18 protein-coding genes and 4 pseudogenes are annotated in these 20,716 nt (G+C 68.5%); 15 read left to right on the forward strand and 7 right to left on the reverse strand.

The genetic code is table 11. From position 1 onward, the window contains the following. The first annotated feature begins 261 nt into the window (after positions 1-261). Positions 262-465: a ricin-type beta-trefoil lectin domain protein gene (locus AB0G17_RS27280; RefSeq protein WP_361388429.1), complete on the forward strand. Its 204-nt coding sequence runs from the start codon at positions 262-264 to the stop codon at positions 463-465. A 705-nt stretch (positions 466-1,170) separates the two neighbouring features. Here AB0G17_RS27280 and AB0G17_RS27285 read toward each other — a convergent pair. Further along, complete coding sequence (locus AB0G17_RS27285; protein ID WP_361388215.1) at positions 1,171-1,638, reverse strand: hypothetical protein; 468 nt, start codon at positions 1,636-1,638, stop codon at positions 1,171-1,173. A 630-nt stretch (positions 1,639-2,268) separates the two neighbouring features. On the opposite strand from AB0G17_RS27285, the gene AB0G17_RS27290 reads away from it, so the two are divergent. The 9 genes and pseudogenes from AB0G17_RS27290 to AB0G17_RS27330 all read left to right on the forward strand — a co-directional run bounded on the left by AB0G17_RS27290 (position 2,269) and on the right by AB0G17_RS27330 (position 10,210). Then, on the forward strand, positions 2,269-2,943 hold the full coding sequence (locus AB0G17_RS27290) for an SUMF1/EgtB/PvdO family nonheme iron enzyme (protein ID WP_361388218.1): 675 nt from the start codon (positions 2,269-2,271) through the stop codon (positions 2,941-2,943). A gap of 176 nt (positions 2,944-3,119) precedes the next feature. Beyond that, positions 3,120-3,920, forward strand: coding sequence for an aminoglycoside phosphotransferase family protein (locus tag AB0G17_RS27295; RefSeq protein ID WP_361388221.1), 801 nt, complete (start codon positions 3,120-3,122; stop codon positions 3,918-3,920). Positions 3,921-4,409: 489 nt separating this feature from the next. Then, entirely contained in the window at positions 4,410-4,928 is a 519-nt protein-coding gene (locus AB0G17_RS27300) for a MarR family transcriptional regulator (protein ID WP_361388224.1), read from the forward strand. A 148-nt stretch (positions 4,929-5,076) separates the two neighbouring features. Then, positions 5,077-5,550, forward strand: a complete 474-nt coding sequence (locus tag AB0G17_RS27305) for a hypothetical protein (protein ID WP_361388227.1) — start codon at positions 5,077-5,079, stop codon at positions 5,548-5,550. A gap of 114 nt (positions 5,551-5,664) precedes the next feature. Next, entirely contained in the window at positions 5,665-6,531 is an 867-nt protein-coding gene (locus AB0G17_RS27310) for an NmrA family NAD(P)-binding protein (RefSeq protein WP_361388230.1), read from the forward strand. Positions 6,532-6,764: 233 nt separating this feature from the next. Beyond that, on the forward strand, positions 6,765-7,151 hold the full coding sequence (locus AB0G17_RS27315; RefSeq protein WP_361388233.1) for a recombinase family protein: 387 nt from the start codon (positions 6,765-6,767) through the stop codon (positions 7,149-7,151). Positions 7,152-7,433: 282 nt separating this feature from the next. After that, positions 7,434-9,149 (forward strand): LPXTG cell wall anchor domain-containing protein, encoded by a 1,716-nt coding sequence (locus AB0G17_RS27320; protein ID WP_361388236.1) that lies wholly within the window; start codon positions 7,434-7,436, stop codon positions 9,147-9,149. Positions 9,150-9,268: 119 nt separating this feature from the next. Further along, a pseudogene (locus AB0G17_RS27325) lies at positions 9,269-9,478 on the forward strand (hypothetical protein); the annotation flags it as partial. Positions 9,479-9,844: 366 nt separating this feature from the next. Continuing rightward, the gene (locus AB0G17_RS27330; RefSeq protein ID WP_361388239.1) at positions 9,845-10,210 is read left to right on the forward strand and encodes a PH domain-containing protein; all 366 of its coding nucleotides are present in this window, start codon (positions 9,845-9,847) and stop codon (positions 10,208-10,210) included. A 334-nt stretch (positions 10,211-10,544) separates the two neighbouring features. On the opposite strand, the gene AB0G17_RS27335 is transcribed toward AB0G17_RS27330, so the two are convergent. Continuing rightward, on the reverse strand, positions 10,545-11,102 hold the full coding sequence (locus tag AB0G17_RS27335; RefSeq protein WP_361388438.1) for a hypothetical protein: 558 nt from the start codon (positions 11,100-11,102) through the stop codon (positions 10,545-10,547). Positions 11,103-11,309: 207 nt separating this feature from the next. On the opposite strand from AB0G17_RS27335, the gene AB0G17_RS27340 reads away from it, so the two are divergent. Beyond that, a complete protein-coding gene (locus AB0G17_RS27340; RefSeq protein WP_361388242.1) occupies positions 11,310-11,807 on the forward strand; it encodes a hypothetical protein in 498 nt (165 codons plus the stop codon). A gap of 38 nt (positions 11,808-11,845) precedes the next feature. On the opposite strand, the pseudogene AB0G17_RS27345 reads toward AB0G17_RS27340, so the two are convergent. Both AB0G17_RS27345 and AB0G17_RS27350 read right to left on the reverse strand, forming a co-directional pair. Next, a pseudogene (locus AB0G17_RS27345) lies at positions 11,846-12,055 on the reverse strand (DUF2236 domain-containing protein); the annotation flags it as partial. Between the two features lie 171 nt (positions 12,056-12,226). Next, the gene (locus AB0G17_RS27350) at positions 12,227-13,567 is read right to left on the reverse strand and encodes a lipase family protein (RefSeq protein WP_361388245.1); all 1,341 of its coding nucleotides are present in this window, start codon (positions 13,565-13,567) and stop codon (positions 12,227-12,229) included. A gap of 241 nt (positions 13,568-13,808) precedes the next feature. On the opposite strand from AB0G17_RS27350, the gene AB0G17_RS27355 reads away from it, so the two are divergent. Beyond that, positions 13,809-15,128, forward strand: coding sequence for a helix-turn-helix domain-containing protein (locus tag AB0G17_RS27355; protein WP_361388248.1), 1,320 nt, complete (start codon positions 13,809-13,811; stop codon positions 15,126-15,128). A gap of 83 nt (positions 15,129-15,211) precedes the next feature. Here AB0G17_RS27355 and AB0G17_RS27360 read toward each other — a convergent pair whose 3' ends face one another. Together AB0G17_RS27360 and AB0G17_RS27365 are read right to left on the reverse strand one after the other, a co-directional pair. Then, the gene (locus AB0G17_RS27360) at positions 15,212-15,691 is read right to left on the reverse strand and encodes a transglycosylase SLT domain-containing protein (RefSeq protein WP_361388251.1); all 480 of its coding nucleotides are present in this window, start codon (positions 15,689-15,691) and stop codon (positions 15,212-15,214) included. Between the two features lie 1,759 nt (positions 15,692-17,450). Next, entirely contained in the window at positions 17,451-17,903 is a 453-nt protein-coding gene (locus tag AB0G17_RS27365; RefSeq protein WP_361388254.1) for a hypothetical protein, read from the reverse strand. 283 nt (positions 17,904-18,186) lie between these two features. On the opposite strand from AB0G17_RS27365, the gene AB0G17_RS27370 reads away from it, so the two are divergent. From AB0G17_RS27370 to AB0G17_RS27380, 3 genes and pseudogenes are all read left to right on the forward strand, one after another. Next, positions 18,187-18,450: a hypothetical protein gene (locus AB0G17_RS27370; RefSeq protein WP_361388257.1), complete on the forward strand. Its 264-nt coding sequence runs from the start codon at positions 18,187-18,189 to the stop codon at positions 18,448-18,450. A 163-nt stretch (positions 18,451-18,613) separates the two neighbouring features. Continuing rightward, entirely contained in the window at positions 18,614-18,958 is a 345-nt protein-coding gene (locus tag AB0G17_RS27375; protein ID WP_361388260.1) for a hypothetical protein, read from the forward strand. A gap of 528 nt (positions 18,959-19,486) precedes the next feature. Continuing rightward, a pseudogene (locus tag AB0G17_RS27380) lies at positions 19,487-19,699 on the forward strand (transposase); the annotation flags it as partial. 56 nt (positions 19,700-19,755) lie between these two features. On the opposite strand, the pseudogene AB0G17_RS27385 reads toward AB0G17_RS27380, so the two are convergent. Next, a pseudogene (locus AB0G17_RS27385) lies at positions 19,756-20,414 on the reverse strand (transposase); the annotation flags it as partial. Positions 20,415-20,716 lie beyond the last annotated feature (302 nt).

Below are 20,716 nucleotides of genomic sequence, written 5' to 3' on the forward strand. Positions count from 1 at the left end.
CGGATTCGCCGTGCCCAGCCTCTCGACGGCGCAGGCCAACCAGATGCCCGGCATGCCGCTGAGGAACTACACGCCGTGGGGCGCCGCCAAGTGCGCGACGCCGCAAGGGAACAGCACTGCCAGCGGAACAGCCATCACGCTGGGACTGCACCGGGGACAGCCTGCAGAACTGGATCTGGCTTGGCGACAGGATCGTGCACGAGGCCGGCGGGAAGTGCCTGACTCCGAGGGGCGACCGTATCTACTCCGACGGCGCCCGTACTGACCCCGTGGCCGTGTACCGGCGCCGAGAGCCAGGACTTCGACCAGTCCGCCGTGGACCGCTTCCGGATAATCAAGACCTCCCAGTCCAACAAGTGCCTGACCAACTATGGCGGCAACTTCGGCAACGGCACCTGGGTGACGTTGTGGACGTGTGCGGGTGGAGAGCCGACGGAGCAGGACTGGCACCTGGAGCAGGGATGAGTCGTGGGCGGCCGGTGCCGCCCACGGGCGTTCCCACCCGGCCGGCACCCTCGTGGACAGCGGTTCCGCGAGACTCAGCCGGCCAGGGTGCCCTGATGGAAGTACATCCGTGGGACGACGCCGGCATCGAGCGCGGAACCGGGGCCAGGACACTTCCGAAGCGGTGGGGAGCGGGTTGGCCCGCTACACGGTGGAGGCGGGTCGGGGCCGTCGGTAGGCCGGGCCACGCATCTCCGCCTTCAGTTTGGTGCCGAAGTAGAAGTTCTCGCACCAGCGGGGACCGTCAGCGTGCACTGGTTCTTCGACATTGCCGAGCTGGCTGAGTGACCTCGCAAACAGCGGACTGGTACCACTCGCCGGCCTCGCCGGAGCCATGCACGAAGACCGACTTGCAGCTGCCCAGGGAATCACGACCTCTTACAACTCCGGGGTCAACGAAGGTCGCATCACCGACGTCAAGCTGCAGAAACGGAATCACGGCCGAACGTGCCGGCGTCTGTCTCCTCCGCCACCGCGTCGTGCTGGTCGCCCACGTCCGCCGAAGCCATGCGGACCCGCCGATCGTGACACCGAGATGATCTCCGACTGCGAAAATCTGCCAGAGCCACGTTCAGGATCAGGCACACATTCCGTGAGGATGATCACCGTGATTCTGTTGCCGTGACGGACGGTCATCGAGGGCCGTGATCGACGTTCACAACGGGGTTATCGGAGTGGCCCGCGCTCATCGATGAACACGGTGGGCTTGGACAGGAACACATCGGCATCCACCGGGCCGTAGGCGATGTTGAACGTATCCAGCCAGTACGTCCAACCTCGGATTCCCATGGCACTGCTAAAGCGGTAGTTGAGCTGCCAACGGACACCAGGGATTAGCCGGACGGCCGGGGGCCGTCGCTTCCGGGGAGGCAGGGCATACAAGGGCTTCACTTGAGGAAACACCCGTAGCTGGCCATCCGCTTCACGGAGCTGGATATCGACGTTGCGCAGATCTGCCTGACTGTCATACGGCACGAAGCCGTCATCTTCAGACATGCGGACCACGTGCACGTAAGGAACCGCCTCGTGCGGGAGAGCGAAGCCGATCGGGGCCGCATTCCTGCGAGCCGCAGCTTCTCCTCCCCGTGACTCCTTCGTCCAGGTCGTCCGGATCCGCTGGACGGTGATCTTCATGCCGTATCCCTGCCGAATCGTCGAGGGACTCATTTTACGTTCGCCTCACGATCCTCTGGTCCCGTCCGGGGCAACTGGCTGTGTCGGCGGGCGGAGGGCGGGGAGGAGGACGCGTTTGGGTCGGGGTACCGCATCATCCAGCCGGTGACCTGGCGGACGCCCGGCGGTGCCGGGCAGACGATGCGGATGCGCCGTCGGCGGAGGGGCCGCAGAAAGTCGCTGATAATCTGGTAACTGCCCTGATAGTCCAGCTCTTTGAGCTCGGTATGCGGGAGGATGGCGTTGGTGTGGCTCTCGGCCCGACGCCGGTCCAGGTGCGTTTTGAAGGGGTCGAGTTGGCTGGGCCCGGGCTGGTGACGGCCTCCAGACACTGGTATCGGCCCTGCGACGCGCCTTGTCCACCACACCAGCGGCCGAGGCGTGGACCTCACGGTCATCGAGACCCGCCACGCGGGCTATGCGCTCCGGGCCGAGTCGGCCAGCACCAACCTTGGGCTGTTCCATCACCACGTACGTGACGGCCGAGTCGAAGCCGCCGCCGGCGGACACGCGAAGGCGGGTGTCAGCCAGGGACAACCGTTGGTGGCTCTGTCGTTCCGCACTGACGGGTCTCGTTAGGATCTCCTGATCATGGACGTGATGATGGGGAACGAGATGATCGCCATCCCGCCGGGGCAGGTGACGCTGTCGGACCGGCGGACTCAGCGCAGTTGGTCGGTCGAGCTTGCGCCCTACCAGCTCGCGGCATCCCCGGTCACCCAGGCGTTGTACGCACAGATCACAGGCCAGCGGCCAAGTACCACCCGTGGGGACCAGTTGCCCGTCGAGTGCGTCTCCTGGTGGGACGCGGCGCGGTTCTGCAACGCCCTGTCCCAGTGCGCCGGCCTCACGCCCGCGTACCACTTCCGTGCCGAGGCCGAAGATGTCGAGTGGGACGTGTCGGCCGACGGGTATCGACTGCCGACCGAAGCCGAATGGGAGCACGCCTGCCGCGCCGGGACGACCGGGCCGCGCTACGGGGATCTCGACGAGATCGGCTGGTACCGCGGTAACTCGCACGAGCGCATCCACGAGGTGGGCGGAAAACTCCCCAACTCGTGGGGGCTTTTCGACATGCTCGGCAACGTCTGGGACTGGTGCTGGGACGTCTACGACGCCGAGGTCTATGGCGCCTATCGGGTGCTCCGTGGCGGTGGTTGGTTCGATGAGCACTGGAGTTGCCGGGCCTCCGCGCGGCGCCGCAGCCACCCGACGTTCCAGGTCGACGACGTGGGATTCCGCGTCGCGCGTTCCGTCGTGCGCTGATCCACCTCGTGGCGAAGGCCCTCTGTCGGCGAACCGGTCACTTAAGTGTTTCGACAGGGTCTGAGAGGACCGTCTGGGCAGCGAGCACGGGGACCACGTCGCTCCGTTCGTGAAGGCGGTGGACACGGTTTGCGGCCCGGCCCGCGCGGAATCGTTCTGGCGATAGCGTGATCCTCATGACGGCTGAAGACGAGGCGCTGGTCGGCGGGATGGTGAACACGGGGGCGGTCTTCCGCCGGGGGGAGTTGGTGGAGCGACCGGCTCCGCGCAACGGGCGCGCTCTGCATGCCTATCTCCTTGCGCTGAAGGAGCACGGTTTCGACGCGGCGCCGGGCCCCCTCGGTCTCACCGCGGATGGCCGTGAGCAGCTGACTTTCATCCCTGGCGACGTGGCTCTGCCGCCGTTCCCGGACTGGGCGATGACGAGCTCTGCCCTCGAATCGGTGGGGAGCCTGCTGCGGCGTTTGCATGAGACCAGCGCGGCCGTCGCAGTCGACACCCGTGCCGAGTGGCCCCCGGACCTTGCCGACCCGGAGGGGGGAACGATGTTGTGCCACAACGATGTGTGCCCGGAGAACGTCGTCTTCCGCGACGGTCGTGCCGCGGCCCTGATCGATTTCGACCTGGCGGCCCCGGGCCGTGCCCTCTGGGACATCGCCATGACCGCCCGCTATTGGGTACCCATGCTCGATCCCGAGTCCGCGGCCGCTCTCTATCCCGCCGGCCTGGATGTGGCGGCACGGCTGCGGATTCTTGCCGACGGCTATGGCCTCTCGGCGGAGGACCGCGCCGAGTTGCCCGGCGTCATCGAGCACGCCACGGAGGTCTGCCGGGCCTTCGTCGCCCGCCGTGTGGCCGGCGGAGACCCCGTCTATCTCCAGGCGTTGGCCGAGCGTGGTGGATGGGAACGCTGGGACCGCATGCAGACCTGGCTGGTGGACCACCGTCAGACGTTCACGACTGCCCTACTGAGCTGACGGGCCCGGACTTTCGAGGACAGCGTCACAAAAGCATCGCCTTGCGTTGGCGGTGTCCCTTCTGACGGCAACGCTGGGAGCACGTCCGGCGCTGTGACCTGCTGCGTCCTTCGGGCAAAGGACCCGAACAGGCCGCGCAAGGGCGGTGTTTCCGAGAACGCGACGTGGACTGGGGTGAGGGCGTCAGCCCTCGCCGCAGTCGTGCTGGGCGAGGCTGCGGGTCCGGGCGGCGGGAGGGAGGGATCTGGAAGACGCGGATGCTGCCTGTTGTGTGGTGCGCCGGCGGTGGGCTCTTTGACGGCAGCCTCCTCCCTTCGGCTGGGCGACATGCGACAGGGCGTCAGATGGCCACACAGCGCCTTGTGCTGGCGGGGGCGGACGCGGCCGCCCCCTGGCTCGGCTTCGCGGTCGGATGCGGGAGCCCGCCTGTGCCAGGGCCCGGAGGCAGGGCGCCTTGACAGTCAAGTAGTTAGCTGCCATATTACTTGCATGGAGAGGGACGGCATCGACGGCGAGGCACCCACGCTGGACCAGGCCAGGCGGCAGGTCCAGCACTACGGCCTGGAGGTCGATCCGCAGGCGGTGCTGGTCGCGGTGCGGCTGATCTCGGCGGGGGCGAGGGTCGGCCGGGCGGCCGAGGCGCACTTTGCCAGGTTCGGCCTGTCGACGGGGCGCTACCGCCTGCTCGCCGACCTTGAGGACCACGGCGGGGAGAAATCCCCCTCGCGACTGGCGGTCGACCTCGATGTCTCCAGGGCCACGGTCACCGGCCTGCTGGACGGCCTCGAACGCGAAGGCCTGGTCGCCCGCCGCCCGTCCACGGAGGACGGCCGGGGCACGGTGGCCGTCCTCACCGCGCGCGGGGCGCAGCGCCTGCGCGACATGGCGGCTGAGCACTTCGGACGCCTGGAGGCGATGGTGGGCGGGCTTTCCGTCGAGGAGCGTGCGGTGTTCCTCGATCTGCTCGCCCGTGTCGTGCGCGGCAGCGCGGCCCTGGCCGCCGACTGACCCGGCTCTGAGTTGTTTTGGCCCCGCCCTCCGGGCAGGGCCTCTTTTACGCGGTAATAGTTAGCTGCCTAATTATATGGCGGAACAGGCCTGCCGCGCCCCCCGCCGCACCCCTTCGCTTCCCTCACACGAAACGAGAAAGGCCAGCATGTCCGCAACGAAGGACAGAACCAGCCGAAACCGGACAGCCTCCCGGCCATGCCGCCCGTTCACCCTGTGGCGCGAGGTGCTGACCGCCTACGCCGCCCCCGCGCTGACGGCCGGTACCGCCGGAGTCGTCACCGGGCAGCAGGACCTGGCCGTGGCCGCCTGCACCTCCATCGCCGGCACCTCCGCCGTGGTGGCGTTCCTGGTGGGGATCTGGCTGCGGCACGGCGGCCGGCCCCGACGGTGGACCACCACCACGCCGCGCGCCGCCCTGACCGCCGTACTGGTCATCACGGCTGCCGGCACGGCGGCCGTGCTGGGGTGGTCCACCGCCCAATGGCTACCCGCCCACACCGCAGTCCCCGCCACCCCGTGGCTGGAGCGCCTGCGCATCGACCTGCCCGTCTCCGCAGCCCTCGCCACCACCATCGTCACCCTGCGCTGGCGCAGCACCACCCCAGCATCCCCGAGATAGCCAACCCCGGCACCGGGCCCACCAGCCCCACGACCCCAAGCCCGACCCCAAGCCCGACCCGAGCCAACCCCGCCAGCACCCGCCGCCGGAAAGCCACCAAGGAATGAGCACACGATGATCGTCGTCATGGGAGCGACCGGAGCAACCGGAAACGCCCTGCTCCACAGCCTCCTCACACGCGGCACACCCGTCCGCGCACTGACCCGCACCCCGCACAGGGCGATCCCCGGCATGACCGGCACCCACCAACCGCCCATCGAGGTTCAGTACGCCGACGCCACCGAGCCCCACTCCCTGCGCATCGCCTTCAAGGGCGCCACCCAGCTCTTCCTCGCCATGGCCAACAGTCCCGCACAGGTCGAACTCGAAACCCGCGTCGTCGACATCGCCGCCGACTCCGGCATCGGACACATCGTCAAGATCTCCGCACCCGCCGCCGAACCCGGCTCCCCAGTCGCCATCTCCCGCGGACACCACGCCATCGAGGAACACCTGCGCGCCAGCGGCCTCACCCACACCATCCTGCGCCCCTACGCGTTCATGCAGAACCTCCTGCGCCTGGCCCCCACCGTCGCCCAGGGCACCATCCTCGGCACGACGGGCGACGCGCCCTGCAACCACATCGACTGCCGCGACATCGGCGACGTCGCCGCCGCCGCCCTGACCAGGCCCGACATCGCCGGCGGCACCTACACCCTGACCGGACCCGAAGCCGTCTCCTACCCCGAACTCGCCTCACGCCTAACAGCCCTGACCGACCATCAGATCCGCTACGCCAACCTCACCGCAGACGAAATGCGCCACGACCTCGTCCACAACGCCCATATGCCCACCTGGCTCGCCGACCACGTCACGGAGATCCAGCAACTCGCCATTGCCCGACCCGAAACCCCCACCACCACTGTCATCGACATCCTCGGCCGGCCGCCCCGTACCCTCGACGCCTTCCTGCGCGAACACCACACCCACTTCCGCCGGTAGGACGCCGCCTCAAGCCCGGTCACGAAGGTGCGAACCGTCCCGCCGACGGGCAGATGACCGGTCATCTGCCCGTCGGCGGGAGAAGCGGGTGAATCTGCGCCCGGCCGGGCAGACGTGGAGCTGATGCGCCGCTGGAGAACACACGGTCACCGGCTGGCAGCCCTGGCGGCCCAGCAAGCCCGTACCCGCGGCCATCGACCCCCCTCTGCCGAGCGCCGACATCCGTATCGGCTATGCCCGTTGCTCGCAACCTGGTGCTGGAGATGCTCGCCGGCCCGCTGCCCGGCATCTACGATCCCACCGGCCCCGGCAAGCTGGTGTTCGGCTTCCTCGCCGCGATGGCCGAGACCGAGCGGGAGAACATCCGGGAGTCGACGCTGGAGGGACTCGATACCGCGGCCCGCAAGGGCAAGTACGGTGGCCGGCCCCCGGTCATGACCGACGACATGCTGCACACCGCGCTGCGGCGCAAGGCACTCGGCGAGTCCGTCGAGCATCTCCAACCCGCCCTGATCATCCCCACCGGCAAGCGCAAGGGACAGAGCCCGTCCGCCGCCAGCATCTACCGGGCCCTCGCCGAACACGAGAAGACACGGCGGTGTGCGGCCGGAAGCATGTGATGGTTCGCGCCGTCGAGGTGGAAAGGGAGCCCGGGCGGGTCACCGGTCACCGTCTCACCGGGTCCGGTGAGACGGTGCGACCGCGTCTCGGCGAAAAAGCGATTGAGACGGCAACCTTTCCGCTCTGAGTGGCCACTTAGGGGTGTACCGACGAGGGCGAGCCGTGGTCAGCGGCGCTACGCCCTCTGTGTCAACACCCGATCGGAGCCCCACATGTCACCAGACGACCCGAGATCCGCCCAGCAGCCGATGTCTTGGGATCACACGCCCCGCCGTAGCCGGATGCGCCGACGCTTTGTCGCGGGGGCGGTGGCGGTGCTCGCCGCCTCTGCCGGTGTCGGCGCCCTGGCGCCCAGCGCGGGTGCCGCGCCGACCATCGGCATCAGTGTGGATGCCGGTACCTCCTTGGGCACGGTGCCCAGCAGTGGTCTCGGCCTCAACACGGGCTACGGCGACGAGCACATGGGGGACCCCAAGCCGACATCGCTGATGAAGGCCGCGGGAGTTCGGCAGCTGCGCTATCCCGGCGGCTCCGGCGCGGACGACTACCACTGGAAGACCCACACCTACGGCGACGGCAGGGGCTGGATCCCCTCCAACACCAACTTCGACCACTTCATGGCCACCGCGAAGAAGGTCGGCGCCCAGCCGATCCTGACCGCGAACTACGGTTCCGGCACCCCCCAGGAGGCCGCCGACTGGGTCAAGTACGCCAACGTCGACAAGGGCTACGGCGTGAAGTACTGGGAGATCGGCAACGAGGTCTACGGCAACGGGCACTACGGCGACGGCAAGGGCTGGGAAATTGACAAGCACGCCGACAAGAGCCCGACGGCGTACGCGAAGAACCTGATCGCCTACGCGAAGGCGATGAAGGCCGTGGACCCGAAGGTGAAGATCGGAGCGGTGCTCACCACCCCTGGCGGCTGGCCGGATAAGGAGAAGGCCCCCGGTGACAGCGCCGACTGGAACCACACGGTGCTCTCCATCGCGGCGAAGTCGATCGACTTCGTCATCGTCCACTGGTATCCGGGCGGCACCACCACGGCCGACCTGCTGAACACCCCCTCCCGGATCGCCGGTGTCAGGTCCGAGTTGCGCTCGCTGATCTCCACCTACGCGGGCTCGCGCGCCTCCTCGGTGGAGATCGCGGTCACCGAGACCGACGGCGTCGGCTCGCCCTCTTTGACCAGCCAGGCCGCAGCCCTGTTTGCGCCGGACACCTACATGACCTGGTTCGAGCAAGGCGCCACCCACGTGGACTGGTGGAACCTGCACAACGGCACGGACCAAGCACCCACCACCGTCAACGGCCAGACCGACTACCAGGACGGGGGCATTCTCTCCGCCGGCACCTGCGCCGGGGGGAAGTGCCAACCGACGCGCGACACAACCTTCCCCACCTACTGGGGCATCCGCTCGCTGACCGCACTGGCGAAGCCTGGCGACACCATGGTCAAGTCGTCCTCGGGCAACTCGTCGGTTGCTGTGCACGCGGTGCGGAACAGCACCGGCGGTCTGAACGTCATGTTGATCAACAAGAGCCCGCAGAACGCGGCGCAGGTGTCGCTCTCGTACGCCGGATACACCCCGGCCACAGGGGCGGTCACGACCGTTTCGTATGCCAAGGGAGACACTGCCCTGACGACAGCGAAGCGGGGCACGGCGGTCGCACAGACGCTGCCGCCGTACTCGATCACGACTCTTCAGATGAAGCCCGCGTCGGGGACCGCTGGCGCTGTCAAGCCGACGCCCGCCGCCACGCCGACCGCCGCCACGCCGGTTGTCCCCGCCTCCGGCACGACCGGCACCCGTGCGCAGGCGGAGAAGGGCGCACCCGTCAGCCGGCCGACCCCGAGCAGCACGTCCGGCGACCTGGCTTCCACCGGGGTGAGCAACGCTGTCACGTACAGCGCCCTCGGTGGCCTGCTGGTCATCGCTGCCGGCGGCGCGCTGGTGCTTCGCGGACGGCGCCGCAGGGCTTTGCACGGGAAGTGAGACCGCGTGAGTGACTGACGGCCCGGCAGCAACGCCACCCACCCGTGGCGTGCGCGCGCCGGGCCGTCGGCCTCCACGCCGGCGTCGGCGGTCAGGAAGTAGACAAGGCCTGGGGCGCTGACCTGGACCTGGCCTACCTCGGCACCGGCCCCCACCCGTGGGGCGGCCCACGGGCCGCGTTCCGGGCCACCGTGGAACTGCCGCGCGAGGACTTCGCGATGAACTACGACCAGGTCGTCCACGTCGGCATGGCCGCCATCGGCACCACGCTCCGCGTCGGGATCGACCTCCAGGCCGTCCAGGGCGAACAGCTTCCGCCGGTCGCCTGACGGCGGAGACGGCTCGGCCCCCTGCCTCACTCGGGAAGCAGGGGGCCGAGCCGTCTGTGGCCGGTGCGTCCTGGTGGCAGAGCAGGATGTCGACACCGTCCTGGCTGCCGTACAGCGTGATCGGGAGGGGTCCGGCGGCTGCGGCGGACCGTTGATCACTGCGAGCAGCTGAAGGTCGGCGGGATCGAGTTCGCGGACGCTTTCGTGTGGGGCGGCAAGCTGGGCCCGGAGCTGCCGTACGATTCCCGAGGTCTCCAAGTCGCACAGGTCTTCGACTCCCTTCATCTGCCCCCGTATACAGTTGGCAAGATCCAGCATTTCACCAGGGATGCGGGGGCTACAGATCGATCGAGTGGGGGGCCTGACATGGCACTGTTCGGAAACGCGCACACCGTCGATCCGGCGAAGGCGCAGAGCGAGTACGGGCGGCTGCTCGGCCGCGGCGAGCAGGTGCACGCCGCGTACACGCTGATACGCGACACCATGCTGTTCACCGACCGTCGCCTGATCATGGTCGACAAGCAGGGAATCACCGGCAAGAAGGTCGAGTACCACTCGGTGCCGTACCGCAGCATCACCCACTTCGCGGTAGAGACGGCCGGGCACTTCGACCTCGACGCGGAGCTGAAGATCTGGATCTCCAGCAACCCGACGCCACTGCAGAAGACATTCACGAAGGGGGTCGACATCTACGAGGTGCAGGCGATCCTCACGCAGTTCGTGGCCCGCTGACGGCCCTGTCCGGCGGGAGCAACGCGCGGTTCGGCGACTGCGGACTTATGGGGACGGCGTGACCATCAACGACTTGAAGGTCACGTCCCGCGGTGCCGGGCTGCACCTCTGCTGCCGTTGAGGTGCAGTCGGCGTTCGCGCACAGGAGCCTTCGTGCCCGTTCGGCTGAGCTCATCGATGCCCTCGCCTGCTGGCTGCGGGTCGGCTGCGCCTGACGTTTGCTGCCGCACGACTTCCCACGGTGGCAGACGGTGTGCCACTACTGGCGGATGCGGCGGATCGCAGCCCGACGGGGAGAGATTCTCGCCGCCCTGCGGGCTCGCGAACGCACAGGTCAGGGCCTGAACTCACCCCGAGTGCGGGGGTGTTGGGCAGCCAGAGCGTCAAGGCCGACATGCCCCGGCCGGGCGGGTATGGCTCGCCATCTCGTCCCGCGGCGCCGACGAATGGCACACCCGCGGGCCGCGTCGCCTGTCGCGGCTGCCGCCTGCTCGGACTTGGGGAAGCGGTCGGCGATCCGCCAGCGCACCGCCGGGTCGGCGTCGATCGCGTCGAGGAGGGTGACGAGGCCGGGACCGGCGCCCTCGGCTGCGCAGGCCTCGCGGATCTCCTGTGCGCCCTGGTCGGCGTACACGGTCATCGACTCGTGGACGAGGTCCTCCCAGTCCACCCGCTTGAGGGCGAGGGCCTGCGAGGTCAGGACGGCCTGCTCCAGCGCGGTCAGCGCCGCGTTCGCGTCGGCCAGCAGTTCCAAGGCCGGGCGGGCGGCCTGCCCGGCGCGGCCGTCGTCGGGCAGAGCCTCGATGCGGGCCACGCGCTCGGCGAGAGGGGGGTGGGAGTCGTAGGGGGAGGTGGGCTCGGTCGAGGGCTCCCGGCTCAGCACCGCTTTCATCCCTGGGGGGATCTGTCCTTTCCAAGGCCCTCTGAACGACGAGGACTTCCACTACCTTCACGACACTCACGGCCTGCCCCACGACCTTGTTATCGGCCTTCGGTCACAGTGAGCGGCGAGCGGGGGTGGGGGGCAAGGGCGGGGGAGCTTGCGAGCACGTACTGGTGGCCGCAGGCCAGAAGCGCCGGCCTGTCTTATCGTGGCCCGATGAACGTGTTCAGCGGCAGCGGACAGAGTCTGGACCTGTCCAACGGTGGCACCGAGGTGTTCATCGAGGTGTTGATGCTGGCGGTATCCGGACTCGCCGAAGCCGAGTGGGACTACCGTTTCGCCGCGCTCCTGACGCTGCAGGACCAGAACGTGATGGGGCGTGGGAGCGTCGGCTTCGATCTGCAAGACATCGCGTGGGGCACCTCGACAGCGGAACGCGCCCGGTCGAAAGACTTCGTGTTGCGCTCCATCACCCTCGCCCTCAGTCGCCACCGGTGGAGCGAGCTGGGGTACGACCCGCCCTTCGCCCGTGACTACCTGCTCCAGTTCCAGTCCATGGTCGAGTCCCTCGTGCCGATCGACGGCACTGGGACCGGCGCAGGCTTCCCGTCCCCGGAGGAACGTGCGGTGGCCTCGTGCGCACACCATCGAATCCTCAGCGCGCTCCCTCACTGGGAGGGCTGCTTCCTCTGCGTCCGTCCCAGAGCGTCCTGAACCTTTCTGTTCGCAAGAGCCGCACACTGAGCGCCGTAGTCCTCGATCGTCTCCAGTACGCCGAGGAGGTGCGGCACGGCCTTGGCTACGGTGTCCCAGCGGCTGCGCGGTACCTGGAGCCAGTCGGCACAGGTGTCGCCGATGAGGTGGCGGATGAGCGCCGAGACGATCGGGTCGAAGAAGGTGCCGGGCACGATCTCCTCATAGAGGTCGATGAGCTGCCGGGTCAGATGGGCGCCTTCGTCGGCCCGCCGAGCCAGCGCGTGCTGGGCGAGAACCTTCAGGTGGGTGGGTGGGGCAGCTGTGTGCCGGTCCATCATCAGGCGGCCGCGCGCCGGCAGATCGTCCTCGGCATCCGCCGCGCGCTCGGCGGCCTGAGACGCGGCGATGCCGGCTCTGTGAGGGTGGGTCGGCACGGATCACGACAGCGGAACGGGCTCTTCCGGGGCGAGCGAGTTGCCGCTGGAGATCCGGCCGCAGTCGGACTGCGCTGTGCGGCCGGCGAAGCGGTCGTTGAGCCAGCCCAGCGCGACGGGTGCCCAGGCGAGGGTCGCGCCTGTGTGGCTGAGCAGTTCGTACTGGCTGTACTTGACTGCGGAGCTGCCGGTGGCGCAGTACTGGCGGGCGAGTGAGCGCACGTCGCCGGCGACCATCACGCCGTCGCCCCTGCCAATGCCCGGGCGGTTGCTGAAGGTCCCCTCCAGGACGCCTCCGTTGCCCTGGCCGATGAACCCGGGGACGGCGGGGGTGGCGGCAGAGCCGAGGTTGAGCTTGTTCATCGCCGTCAGGAAGGCGGGGATCGAGTTGGGGTTGGCGTACTCCGGCTTCGCCATCTTCTTCCAGGTCAGCCCCGGGTAGTGGCCGAGGGCGTTGAGGATCGAGCCGCGCTGGAGGTCCTTGTAGACGCTCAGACCGTAGCTGTTGAGGTAGCTCGTGAGGTCGATGCCGTACGAGCGGGAGACGCCGATGACGGCCATGGGGATGACGCCGGACCAGGCCAGTGAGCCGTCGACGTACTTCAGGTTGTGTGCCGGGTCCACGAGCAGGCCGCCCTCGGCGTAGCCGACCAGTCGGCGGTTGACGTCCGGTGCGTAGCTCGGCGCGAGCGTGGCGGCCCAGTTGGTCGCGATGGCGCCGCCCGAGTAGCCGATGAGGCCGAACGACGTGGCGGAGTTGAGCCCCGTCTCGGCCGCTTTCGTTGCGGCGCGGATGGAGTCGAGGGTGTTGGTGCCGTACTCCGGTCCGGCGGCGAAGTTCGCCTGCTGCCCCTCGGTGTCCGGGATGACGAGGTTGTAGCCCTGCAGCAGCAGCGGCGTGATGAAGAGGGCCTCCGCGTTGGGGATGGCACCGCCCAGGGTGACGTCACCGGCGATCGCCCGGGAGGGGCTGTCCTCCGGGTTGAGTGAATCGTAGAACGACTGGTAGGAGACGGCCTTGCTGCTGTCGCCGGTCAGACTGCGCACCACTGTGGTCACGTTCGCGGCCGGGCGGCCCTGGGCGTCGGTGGTGCGGTACAGCAGCTGGACCGCCTTGAGGGGCGTGGGGATGCCGATGACGTGGTACTGCAGGGTCCGCGTCTTGAGTACGGTGCCCGGCGCGAACGAGGACAGCGGCTCGCTGCCGGTGTAGGCGTAGAACGGGTCGCTTGCCGAGGCCGTCGCGGCGGCCGGTGTGGCCGCAGCGGCGGTGGCGGCGGGCGTGGCGGCCATGGCTGCGGCGGCGACAGCGACGGAGATCAGGCGAACAGCTGCCTTGGACATGCGGTCCTCGATTCCTGGGGGAGCGACGCGCCGGCAGGGGGCGGGTGTCCGACACGTCGGGTCGGCCGGGGCGGCGGTCCCCGGCAGGGGAATGCGGTGAACGATGCGGCCGAGGTCCTGCCGCATCTGGCCATTCACTAGCCAGTCGTGTTACCAACCAGTAGTGATGTCCTGGAAACATCATGGGGCTGGTCAGCGGCCCAGTCTCCGGGGCGGGGAACAGAGATGTGCGAGGTGAATTGTGACCGGATCCAACGCTGTGGAGCGCAACAAGGTGCCGCGGTTCGGCGGTGTGCCGGTGCACAAGCGGCTCCAGGACGCAGCTGGTGCGCTGGAGCGTGCCGTGATGATCCGGCTGGTCGAGCGGCTCCCCGTGTACGGGACGCTGTCGGCGGAGCACCTCGGCGGCGACATCGCCAAGCAGGTGACCCGCGGTATACGGACTTTCGCGGGGGTCCTGCGCACCGGGGAGATGCCGGGGCAGGCCGAGGCGGCGGCCATCCGCGAGTCGTCGGCCCGGCGCGCCGACGAGGGCGTACCGCTGGAGGCCGTCGTCGGTGCCTACCACCTCGGTGCGGAGGAGTGCGCCGCCCAAGTCTTCTCGGCGGCCGAACCGGGCGACTTGGCCGACGTATTGATGGTGCAGCGCCAACTGCTCGCGTATCTGCGGTTGGTGAGCTGCGAGGTGGCCGCCGGGTACGTGCAGGAGCGGCAGACCGCGCTAAGTGACGAGCAGGTCGCGCTGCAGTCGCTGCTGTCGCGGCTGCTGGAGGGCGGCAGCCCCCAGGGCGCGGCGGACCGGGCCGGTATTCAGCTGCCGGCCTGCTACCTGGTGCTGAGCATCGCGATGGGGCCGCACCCGGACGAGTTGGTGCCCGGTGTGAACCACGCGGTCGCCGCCCGCCGCAAGCTCCGGCGGTTGCGCAACGAAATCCAGCGCCAGACGACTGGCGTTCCGCTCTCCGTCCTGTCCGGCGAGGGTGGGTTGGTGCTGATCCCGTGCGCGACTTCGCCGGACGACTTCGGCCGGGCGGACCGGGCGCGGCTGTCCGATCTGGTCGAGCAGCTCGGCCGGATGTGCGGTGCCGAGCTGCTGGCCGCGGCGACGATCGCGGCGCCCGAAGGGGTCGCGGAGGCCGCCCGGCTCGCCGGGGAGGTGCGCGCGGTGGCGGAGGCGTCCGGGCGGGGACCTGGGCTGTACCTGTTGGACGACGTGCTGCTGGAGTACCAGTTGAGCCGGCCGAGCCCGGCCAGGGCGGGGCTGGCCGCACTGCTCGACCCGCTGAACGATCGTCCGGAGCTGCTCGACACGCTGCGCGCCTTCCTGGCGCGGGGACTCGACCGGCGCCGGGCCGCCGCCCGGCTCCAGGTGCACCCGAACACGGTCGACTACCGGCTGCGCAAGGCCACCGAACTCACCGGTCTGGACGCCTCCCGGGGAGCCGACACCCTGACCCTGCGCGCCGCCCTGGCCGCCCACGACGCTGTAGGCCAGGCCAAACCGGAAGCAAACCGGCCCGAGACGCCCACGCCGCCGAACTGGGGGTCGACCCAAACGTAGTCCCCTCCGGCGCGCTGGAGCCGTGTCCGGCGTGCTTGGCCGCCGGGCACAGCTCTCCGCAGCGGTGCCCCGTATCGAAGTGGTCAGTAGCCGGAATTGACGTTGTCGATGGAGCCGTAGGTGTGAGCGGCGTAGTTGCAGGCGGCGGCGATGTTGGCCACGGGGTCGAAGATGTCCCATGCCGTGCCCGCGACGTGGAAGCTTCGGAAGGTGGGGTCGATGACTTGGAGCAGCCCCTTGGAGGGGGTGCCGGCGCGGGCGTTGGAGTCCCAGTTGTTTACGGCCCGGGGGTTGCCGCCGGACTCGCGTTTGATGTTTCGCAGGATGCCGGCGTAGGAGCCGGGGATGTGCTTGGCCTTCATGACGGTCAGAGCCCTGCCGATCCACTGGTCCAGGACGCGGGAGGACACCTGCGGTGTGCTCGCGAGGCGAGGGGCTGCGGTGACATGGGGAGTAGCAGTCAGAGTGAGCGCCGCCGTCGCGACGATGGCGACGGTACCGGCTGCGGACATGGCACGCAGGCGGGCAGGCAGACAGGTCAGGACAGACGTGGAAGCAGACATGACGGGGGTACCTTCCAGCACGAGGTGGATGAACAGCGGCCTCGACTCAAACCTCGGCTGATGCACGGAGGTTGGTCCAGAGAAACCGTGTGCGCACATGGTGAACAACCCTGAACGGCGCTGGCAAGGGCGCACACACTCTCGCGTCCCGAGGCAACCCTCTTCAGGGGCAGTGGAGTTCCAGGAGAGGTATACGTGTAGCTCTGCAACCGCGAGCCGTAGACGATCCCCGCTATATGGGGTGCCACATACCGTTGGCCGATGCGTTCATGGGGTACGCCACGATCACACCATGAGTGTGAGACAAAGGGGTTGGTGGGTGTGGTCGGTTGTTTTGTCCACCGACAAACACCCTCGATAGGCCTGCTGAGGGCTGTTGCCCCGTCGGGTGCCACGAGCTCACGCCACCTGCGGCGGCCTGAGCTCGGCGGCCGGCCGACTACGCCCACAGCGAGAAACCGTCGCCTGCGCGTGCAGGTCGCAGTCGCTGTATGCGGAGTCGGGCGGACAATCAGGCTGCACCGTACGGGTTTTCACAGGCTGAGCGCGCAGTGACCGTTCAGATAGCCGTTTTCTCTTCCTCGGGCCGGGCGGGTGCGCACTGCTCCGCGAACGACACCGCAGTAGGGAGCCCGGCGGGCCGGGGTGCGGGAGACCACCGGCAGGTGCCCGGAGCCCTGGCCACACACCGCCACGACGGCTTGGAGACGAGCCCTTCCTGCAGTAGAGCTCCATCCACCGCCACGAGGTGAGTCGGCGCAGCGTCCTTCGCGGGCAGCTCAGGCCAGTTCAACATGTGCATAGCGCAGGTCGTACAGCGACATGGACTCCGATGTGCGCTCTTGGACGCGGAGCCGACGGGAGTCGTGGCGGCGAAGCCGGGGCGGGGGCTGGGGCCGGTAGGCCGACGACCCCCGCCCCCAGTTCGGAAGCGGGCCGGGGCGCGGTGGAGTGGCGGATGCGCTCACTTGCTCTACTTCGTACGCGAGTTGAGGGCAGCGGGGGTGTTGTGTACGGCTTGCCGGGCCATGTCTCGGAGCATGTGGATGCCGAGGACGTCGGCGGCCTTTGTCTCGCGAACTTCGCGGGGTCGATGCAACCCTCGAACCTCGGAGCCGTCGCCGCCGCAGCGACGACCCGGCGGGCGGCGGGGCCGGAGATCCTCTCTCCCGAGGTCATCCGCTCATTGAGTCGCACGGCGGTGTCCGCGGCTGTGAGGGCCGTCTCGACGTCGAGGATGCTGTGGAGACCACGTCGCCACGTCGGCTGCGGGAGGCGTAGCTATTGGAGGTCCGGGCGTCCAGGACGGTTTGCATGTGCCCGTACTGGATCGCGAGCAGCCCCCCTCCCGCGGCGGCCGATGTGCCAGGCCAGAGTTCTGCGGAACCGTGACATGCCGATCGCTCCGTGCGGATCCTCGGGAACGGTCTGATCTGACGGGACAGCAGCCCCAGGGACCTCGCCTCGTGATTAACCGAGGCGAGGTCGCAAGGCGCGGCTGGCTTGGCCCGTCTGGCGGGTGCCGGTGGCATCCAGGGTGCTGCCGCGCGGGAGCCGGTGGCGGTCGGCGGAGCGGTTGGCGACGGGACGCGGAGCGGTGGACGGCGGGGGCAGCCGATCGGTTGACCTGGCCGCGGCCGGGCGGCCGTCCGTCGAACGTACGGGCTCCCGGTGCGGGTGTCAGGTGTTCCGCACCACCGGGGCGCCGGGGCCGGGCTGGATGGGGTCCCTGTCAGCCCCGGCGCTCACAGGGAGCGGGTCAGCAGATGACGGTCACCTGGTGGGAGACGGGGCGCGCCGCCCAGGGGTAGCTGGTGACACCGAAGGTGGCGCGGATGGTGGAGCCGCAGGCCACGTTGGCGCTCAAGCCCGGGACGTCCAGGTTGGTGGTGTTGAAGAGGGCGTACTTGGTGACGTTCGGCAGCGGGGCGCCGTCGACCGTTGCCGTGAAGGTGGTGGTGAGCTCCTTCGGCGTGGGGGCCGGGCTGCCCGGGGAGGGCGGGCCGGCAAGGCCGACCTTGCCGACGAACGCGACGGTGTTGCCGGTGACTTCGGCGCACAGGCGGGTTGAAAGGGCGGCCTGGAGGCCGGAGTTGCCGCAGGAGACCACGGTCTCGGTGGCGCTCGCGGGGGCGGCGACGGCGATCGCCGGGGTGAGGGCGGCGAGGCTCAGGCTTGCGACTGCGGCAGTGAGGAACGTCCAACGCTTCATGGTCGATCTCCCTGGAAGGAGGGGCCGTCGGGCGGATCCCGAATGGCTCACATGGCATGTGATATTTCACATGCCATGTGAAGATCAAGTGATCCCCGCGTGAACGTCTTGAAATCGTGTGGCGACGGCTCATCAACGTCCAGTTCAGGACAGGGAGTCGACGGATCAGGTGGCGACAGGCGGGCGCGTCGGCAGGGGCCGCGGACCCCGCCGGGCACCCGGACCCGCCGCGGGGAGCGCGCACACCCGCTTCAGTCGACGCACACAGCAGCAGAGCAATGGTGTGGATGAGTGCTTCGTCGGCGAGGCCGACGAGCGCAGCGCCGACACCGTAATCACGCCGGTCAAGCGCCGCCGAATGACCGAACTCTCCGACAAGCGCAAGGCCTCGAACAAGGTCCACGCGGCACTCCGGGCGCCGTCGAACGCACCATCTCCCAGACCAGGCAGTGGCGAATCTTGCGGCAATCCCGTATCAGCCCGTATGAGTCCGAACAAGCTCACGTCGGTCGCCGCCGCGATCCTCACCCTCGTGATCTACATGTGAAAGGCTCCAGGTCAGACGCCCCCGCATCGAATATCAGAATCCCCGAATCGACACCTCGGTATCACCCGAATGGACGCACCCAAATGGCGGTAGTGGACCCGGCGACTCTACGGTCGGTTCAGATCTCGGTTCCGAGACAGGTGGTTAGCTAGGGAGGTCAACCATGAACCGACTGCGCACCCTCGCCATCGCGGCCGCGCCCGCGACATTGCTGATCGGCCTGGCGATTCCGGCTTCCGCCGCACCTGCGCCGCAGGCGCCGACAACGCCGAACGCCAGGTGTTACACCCCGCGGGCTGACCAAGTTCTCACTGCCCAGGAAGGCATCAAGCTTGTCAGCGCCTGCAAGACTCAGAAGTCTGACCCCTCGTGGCACTGGATGGGCAACTACGGCTCGGTCTACGACGTGGTCAACGTCGCGAACAGCAGGGGCGTCGGCGCCGGTGGGCTGGTAACGATACCGAATGCCAGCGGCGGCGGCCTGATCCCGACCTTCATGTACTACTGAAGGGGCGACCCGGTACTCCAGCAGCGTTTCGCTGTCTGACCTGGTCACAGGCTTCGTTGGGAGTGTAGGTGACGGGGCGTGGGTGGGCGGTCTTGGCTGACCGCCCCTCCATCGAGTGGATCTGTCACTGGTCAACTTCGGACCGGCGGCCTTTCCACGTGATCGACGACTTGCGGACGTGACGTGGGACCTTGAACTCTCGACGACCTCTTCCTGCGCATCGGCCATCGCATCGGCCATCGCTTCGGCCGTGCCGACCTGCGGCACCGGATGCGGGACTGTGTGCGGGGCACGGGGCCTGCTCGCTCCTGTCGGCCGGCCGCAAAGCAGCTGGCAACTGGCCGAGTTCGCCGGGCATCGCACTCCCGGCGGCTGCTCCATGTTCCGCTGGTCTTGCTGCGGTGCCGCACAACGCGACCGGCGCTGTCGACGGCCGGCTTCACTGCTGCGGATGGGGGAGCCACCCGCTGATGAAGGAGTCGGCGGTACTTGTCGTGGTCGTAGCCGCGGTCAGCGAAGAGCATGTCTGGCATCCGGCCGGTGATCGCCGAACGCGGTCAGCCTCACGGCACCGGCCTGGGCACCTTCCGCCGGGGCGTCGAACGGACCATCTCCTGGCTCCACGCCTTCCGCCGCCTACGCATCCGATGGGAACGACGCGACGACATCCACGAAGCCTTCCTCGGCCTCGCCGTCTGCCTGCCCACCGCCACGTCCAGAGGCTTTGTCAGGGCCACTTAGACGGTGGCCTATGTGGTGAGGCGGACGAGGCGTTTGTAGCAGCAGATGGCAGCGGCGATCTCGGTGAGGATGTGCATCCAGTGCTTGGCGCCCTCACCGCCGTCGCCGGCCCACAGCCCGAGGATGTCCCGCCGGCCCTCGACCGTGACCGCCAAAGCCACGTGAATCGGCCGGTTCGCGACCGCTCCGTCACGGATCTTCACGTGGATCGCACCGATGAAGACCACCGGACAGACCGGGTCGAGAGGCCAGTTCTGCCATCCGGCCATGCCGTCCATGACCTTGTCGGTGATGGTGGAGATGGTCTGGCGGGAGACTTCGGCGCCATAGACCTCGGCCAGGTGGCCTGGACCTCACCTGTCGTCAGACCCTTCGCGGACAGGGAGATGACCATCTCGTCCACGCCGGACAGGCGCTTCTGCCGCTTGGCCACAATCTTCGGTTCCAACGGCCCGTCCCGGTCGCGGGGCACGACTATCTCCACTGGGCCCACGTCCGTCAGGACGGTCTTCGCGCGGGTTCCGTTGCGGGAGTTGCCTCCGTTCTTCCCAGCCGGATCGTGCCTGTCATAGCCGAGATGATCGGTGATCTCGCCCTCCAGGGCGGACTCCAGCAGCCCCTTCGTCAGCTGCTGCAGCAGCCCGCCCTCACCAGTCAGCTGCAGGCCCTCGGACTGGGCCCGGCTCACCAACTCGTCGATCAGCCTGTCGTCCACGGCTTCGCCGGCTGCGGCTCGGTGGTCTCGCCGGTCTCGACCTCGGTCACGTTCTCGTTCGTCATCGATGCATCTTCCTTGATCAGGAGTTACACCGTTCGATTTACAGTCCCGTGAGGAAGGCCCGGAGCTCATCAACATGCAGGGCGGTGAGCAGGTTTTCTCCGCTCGTGACACTGCCTCCATCGTCTACGCGGCTCCCGATGTGCCCACCGAGGAGACCATCCTCCGGGCTCTGGAGCGTGCGCACATCATGCACGGCCTGTAGTTGGCGTGGCTCACGATGCTTTGGTGGGTCACGC

It is taken from the genome of Streptomyces sp. NPDC023838, assembly GCF_040639555.1.
In the GTDB taxonomy this organism is placed as follows: domain Bacteria; phylum Actinomycetota; class Actinomycetes; order Streptomycetales; family Streptomycetaceae; genus Streptomyces.

What these genes read in the sequence shown, in the direction of transcription:
- AB0G17_RS27315 (WP_361388233.1), top strand. Translation starts at nt 6,765, where the DNA reads ATGCCCGTTGCTCGCAACCTGGTGCTGGAGATGCTCGCCGGCCCGCTG.
- AB0G17_RS27320 (WP_361388236.1), top strand. Translation starts at nt 7,434, where the DNA reads ATGCGCCGACGCTTTGTCGCGGGGGCGGTGGCGGTGCTCGCCGCCTCT.
- AB0G17_RS27300 (WP_361388224.1), top strand. Translation starts at nt 4,410, where the DNA reads ATGGAGAGGGACGGCATCGACGGCGAGGCACCCACGCTGGACCAGGCC.
- AB0G17_RS27375 (WP_361388260.1), top strand. Translation starts at nt 18,614, where the DNA reads ATGAACCGACTGCGCACCCTCGCCATCGCGGCCGCGCCCGCGACATTG.
- AB0G17_RS27295 (WP_361388221.1), top strand. Translation starts at nt 3,120, where the DNA reads ATGACGGCTGAAGACGAGGCGCTGGTCGGCGGGATGGTGAACACGGGG.
- AB0G17_RS27365 (WP_361388254.1), bottom strand. Translation starts at nt 17,903, where the DNA reads ATGAAGCGTTGGACGTTCCTCACTGCCGCAGTCGCAAGCCTGAGCCTC.
- AB0G17_RS27350 (WP_361388245.1), bottom strand. Translation starts at nt 13,567, where the DNA reads ATGTCCAAGGCAGCTGTTCGCCTGATCTCCGTCGCTGTCGCCGCCGCA.
- AB0G17_RS27340 (WP_361388242.1), top strand. Translation starts at nt 11,310, where the DNA reads ATGAACGTGTTCAGCGGCAGCGGACAGAGTCTGGACCTGTCCAACGGT.
- AB0G17_RS27335 (WP_361388438.1), bottom strand. Translation starts at nt 11,102, where the DNA reads ATGAAAGCGGTGCTGAGCCGGGAGCCCTCGACCGAGCCCACCTCCCCC.
- AB0G17_RS27310 (WP_361388230.1), top strand. Translation starts at nt 5,665, where the DNA reads ATGATCGTCGTCATGGGAGCGACCGGAGCAACCGGAAACGCCCTGCTC.
- AB0G17_RS27330 (WP_361388239.1), top strand. Translation starts at nt 9,845, where the DNA reads ATGGCACTGTTCGGAAACGCGCACACCGTCGATCCGGCGAAGGCGCAG.
- AB0G17_RS27290 (WP_361388218.1), top strand. Translation starts at nt 2,269, where the DNA reads ATGGACGTGATGATGGGGAACGAGATGATCGCCATCCCGCCGGGGCAG.
- AB0G17_RS27305 (WP_361388227.1), top strand. Translation starts at nt 5,077, where the DNA reads ATGTCCGCAACGAAGGACAGAACCAGCCGAAACCGGACAGCCTCCCGG.
- AB0G17_RS27360 (WP_361388251.1), bottom strand. Translation starts at nt 15,691, where the DNA reads ATGTCTGCTTCCACGTCTGTCCTGACCTGTCTGCCTGCCCGCCTGCGT.
- AB0G17_RS27285 (WP_361388215.1), bottom strand. Translation starts at nt 1,638, where the DNA reads ATGAAGATCACCGTCCAGCGGATCCGGACGACCTGGACGAAGGAGTCA.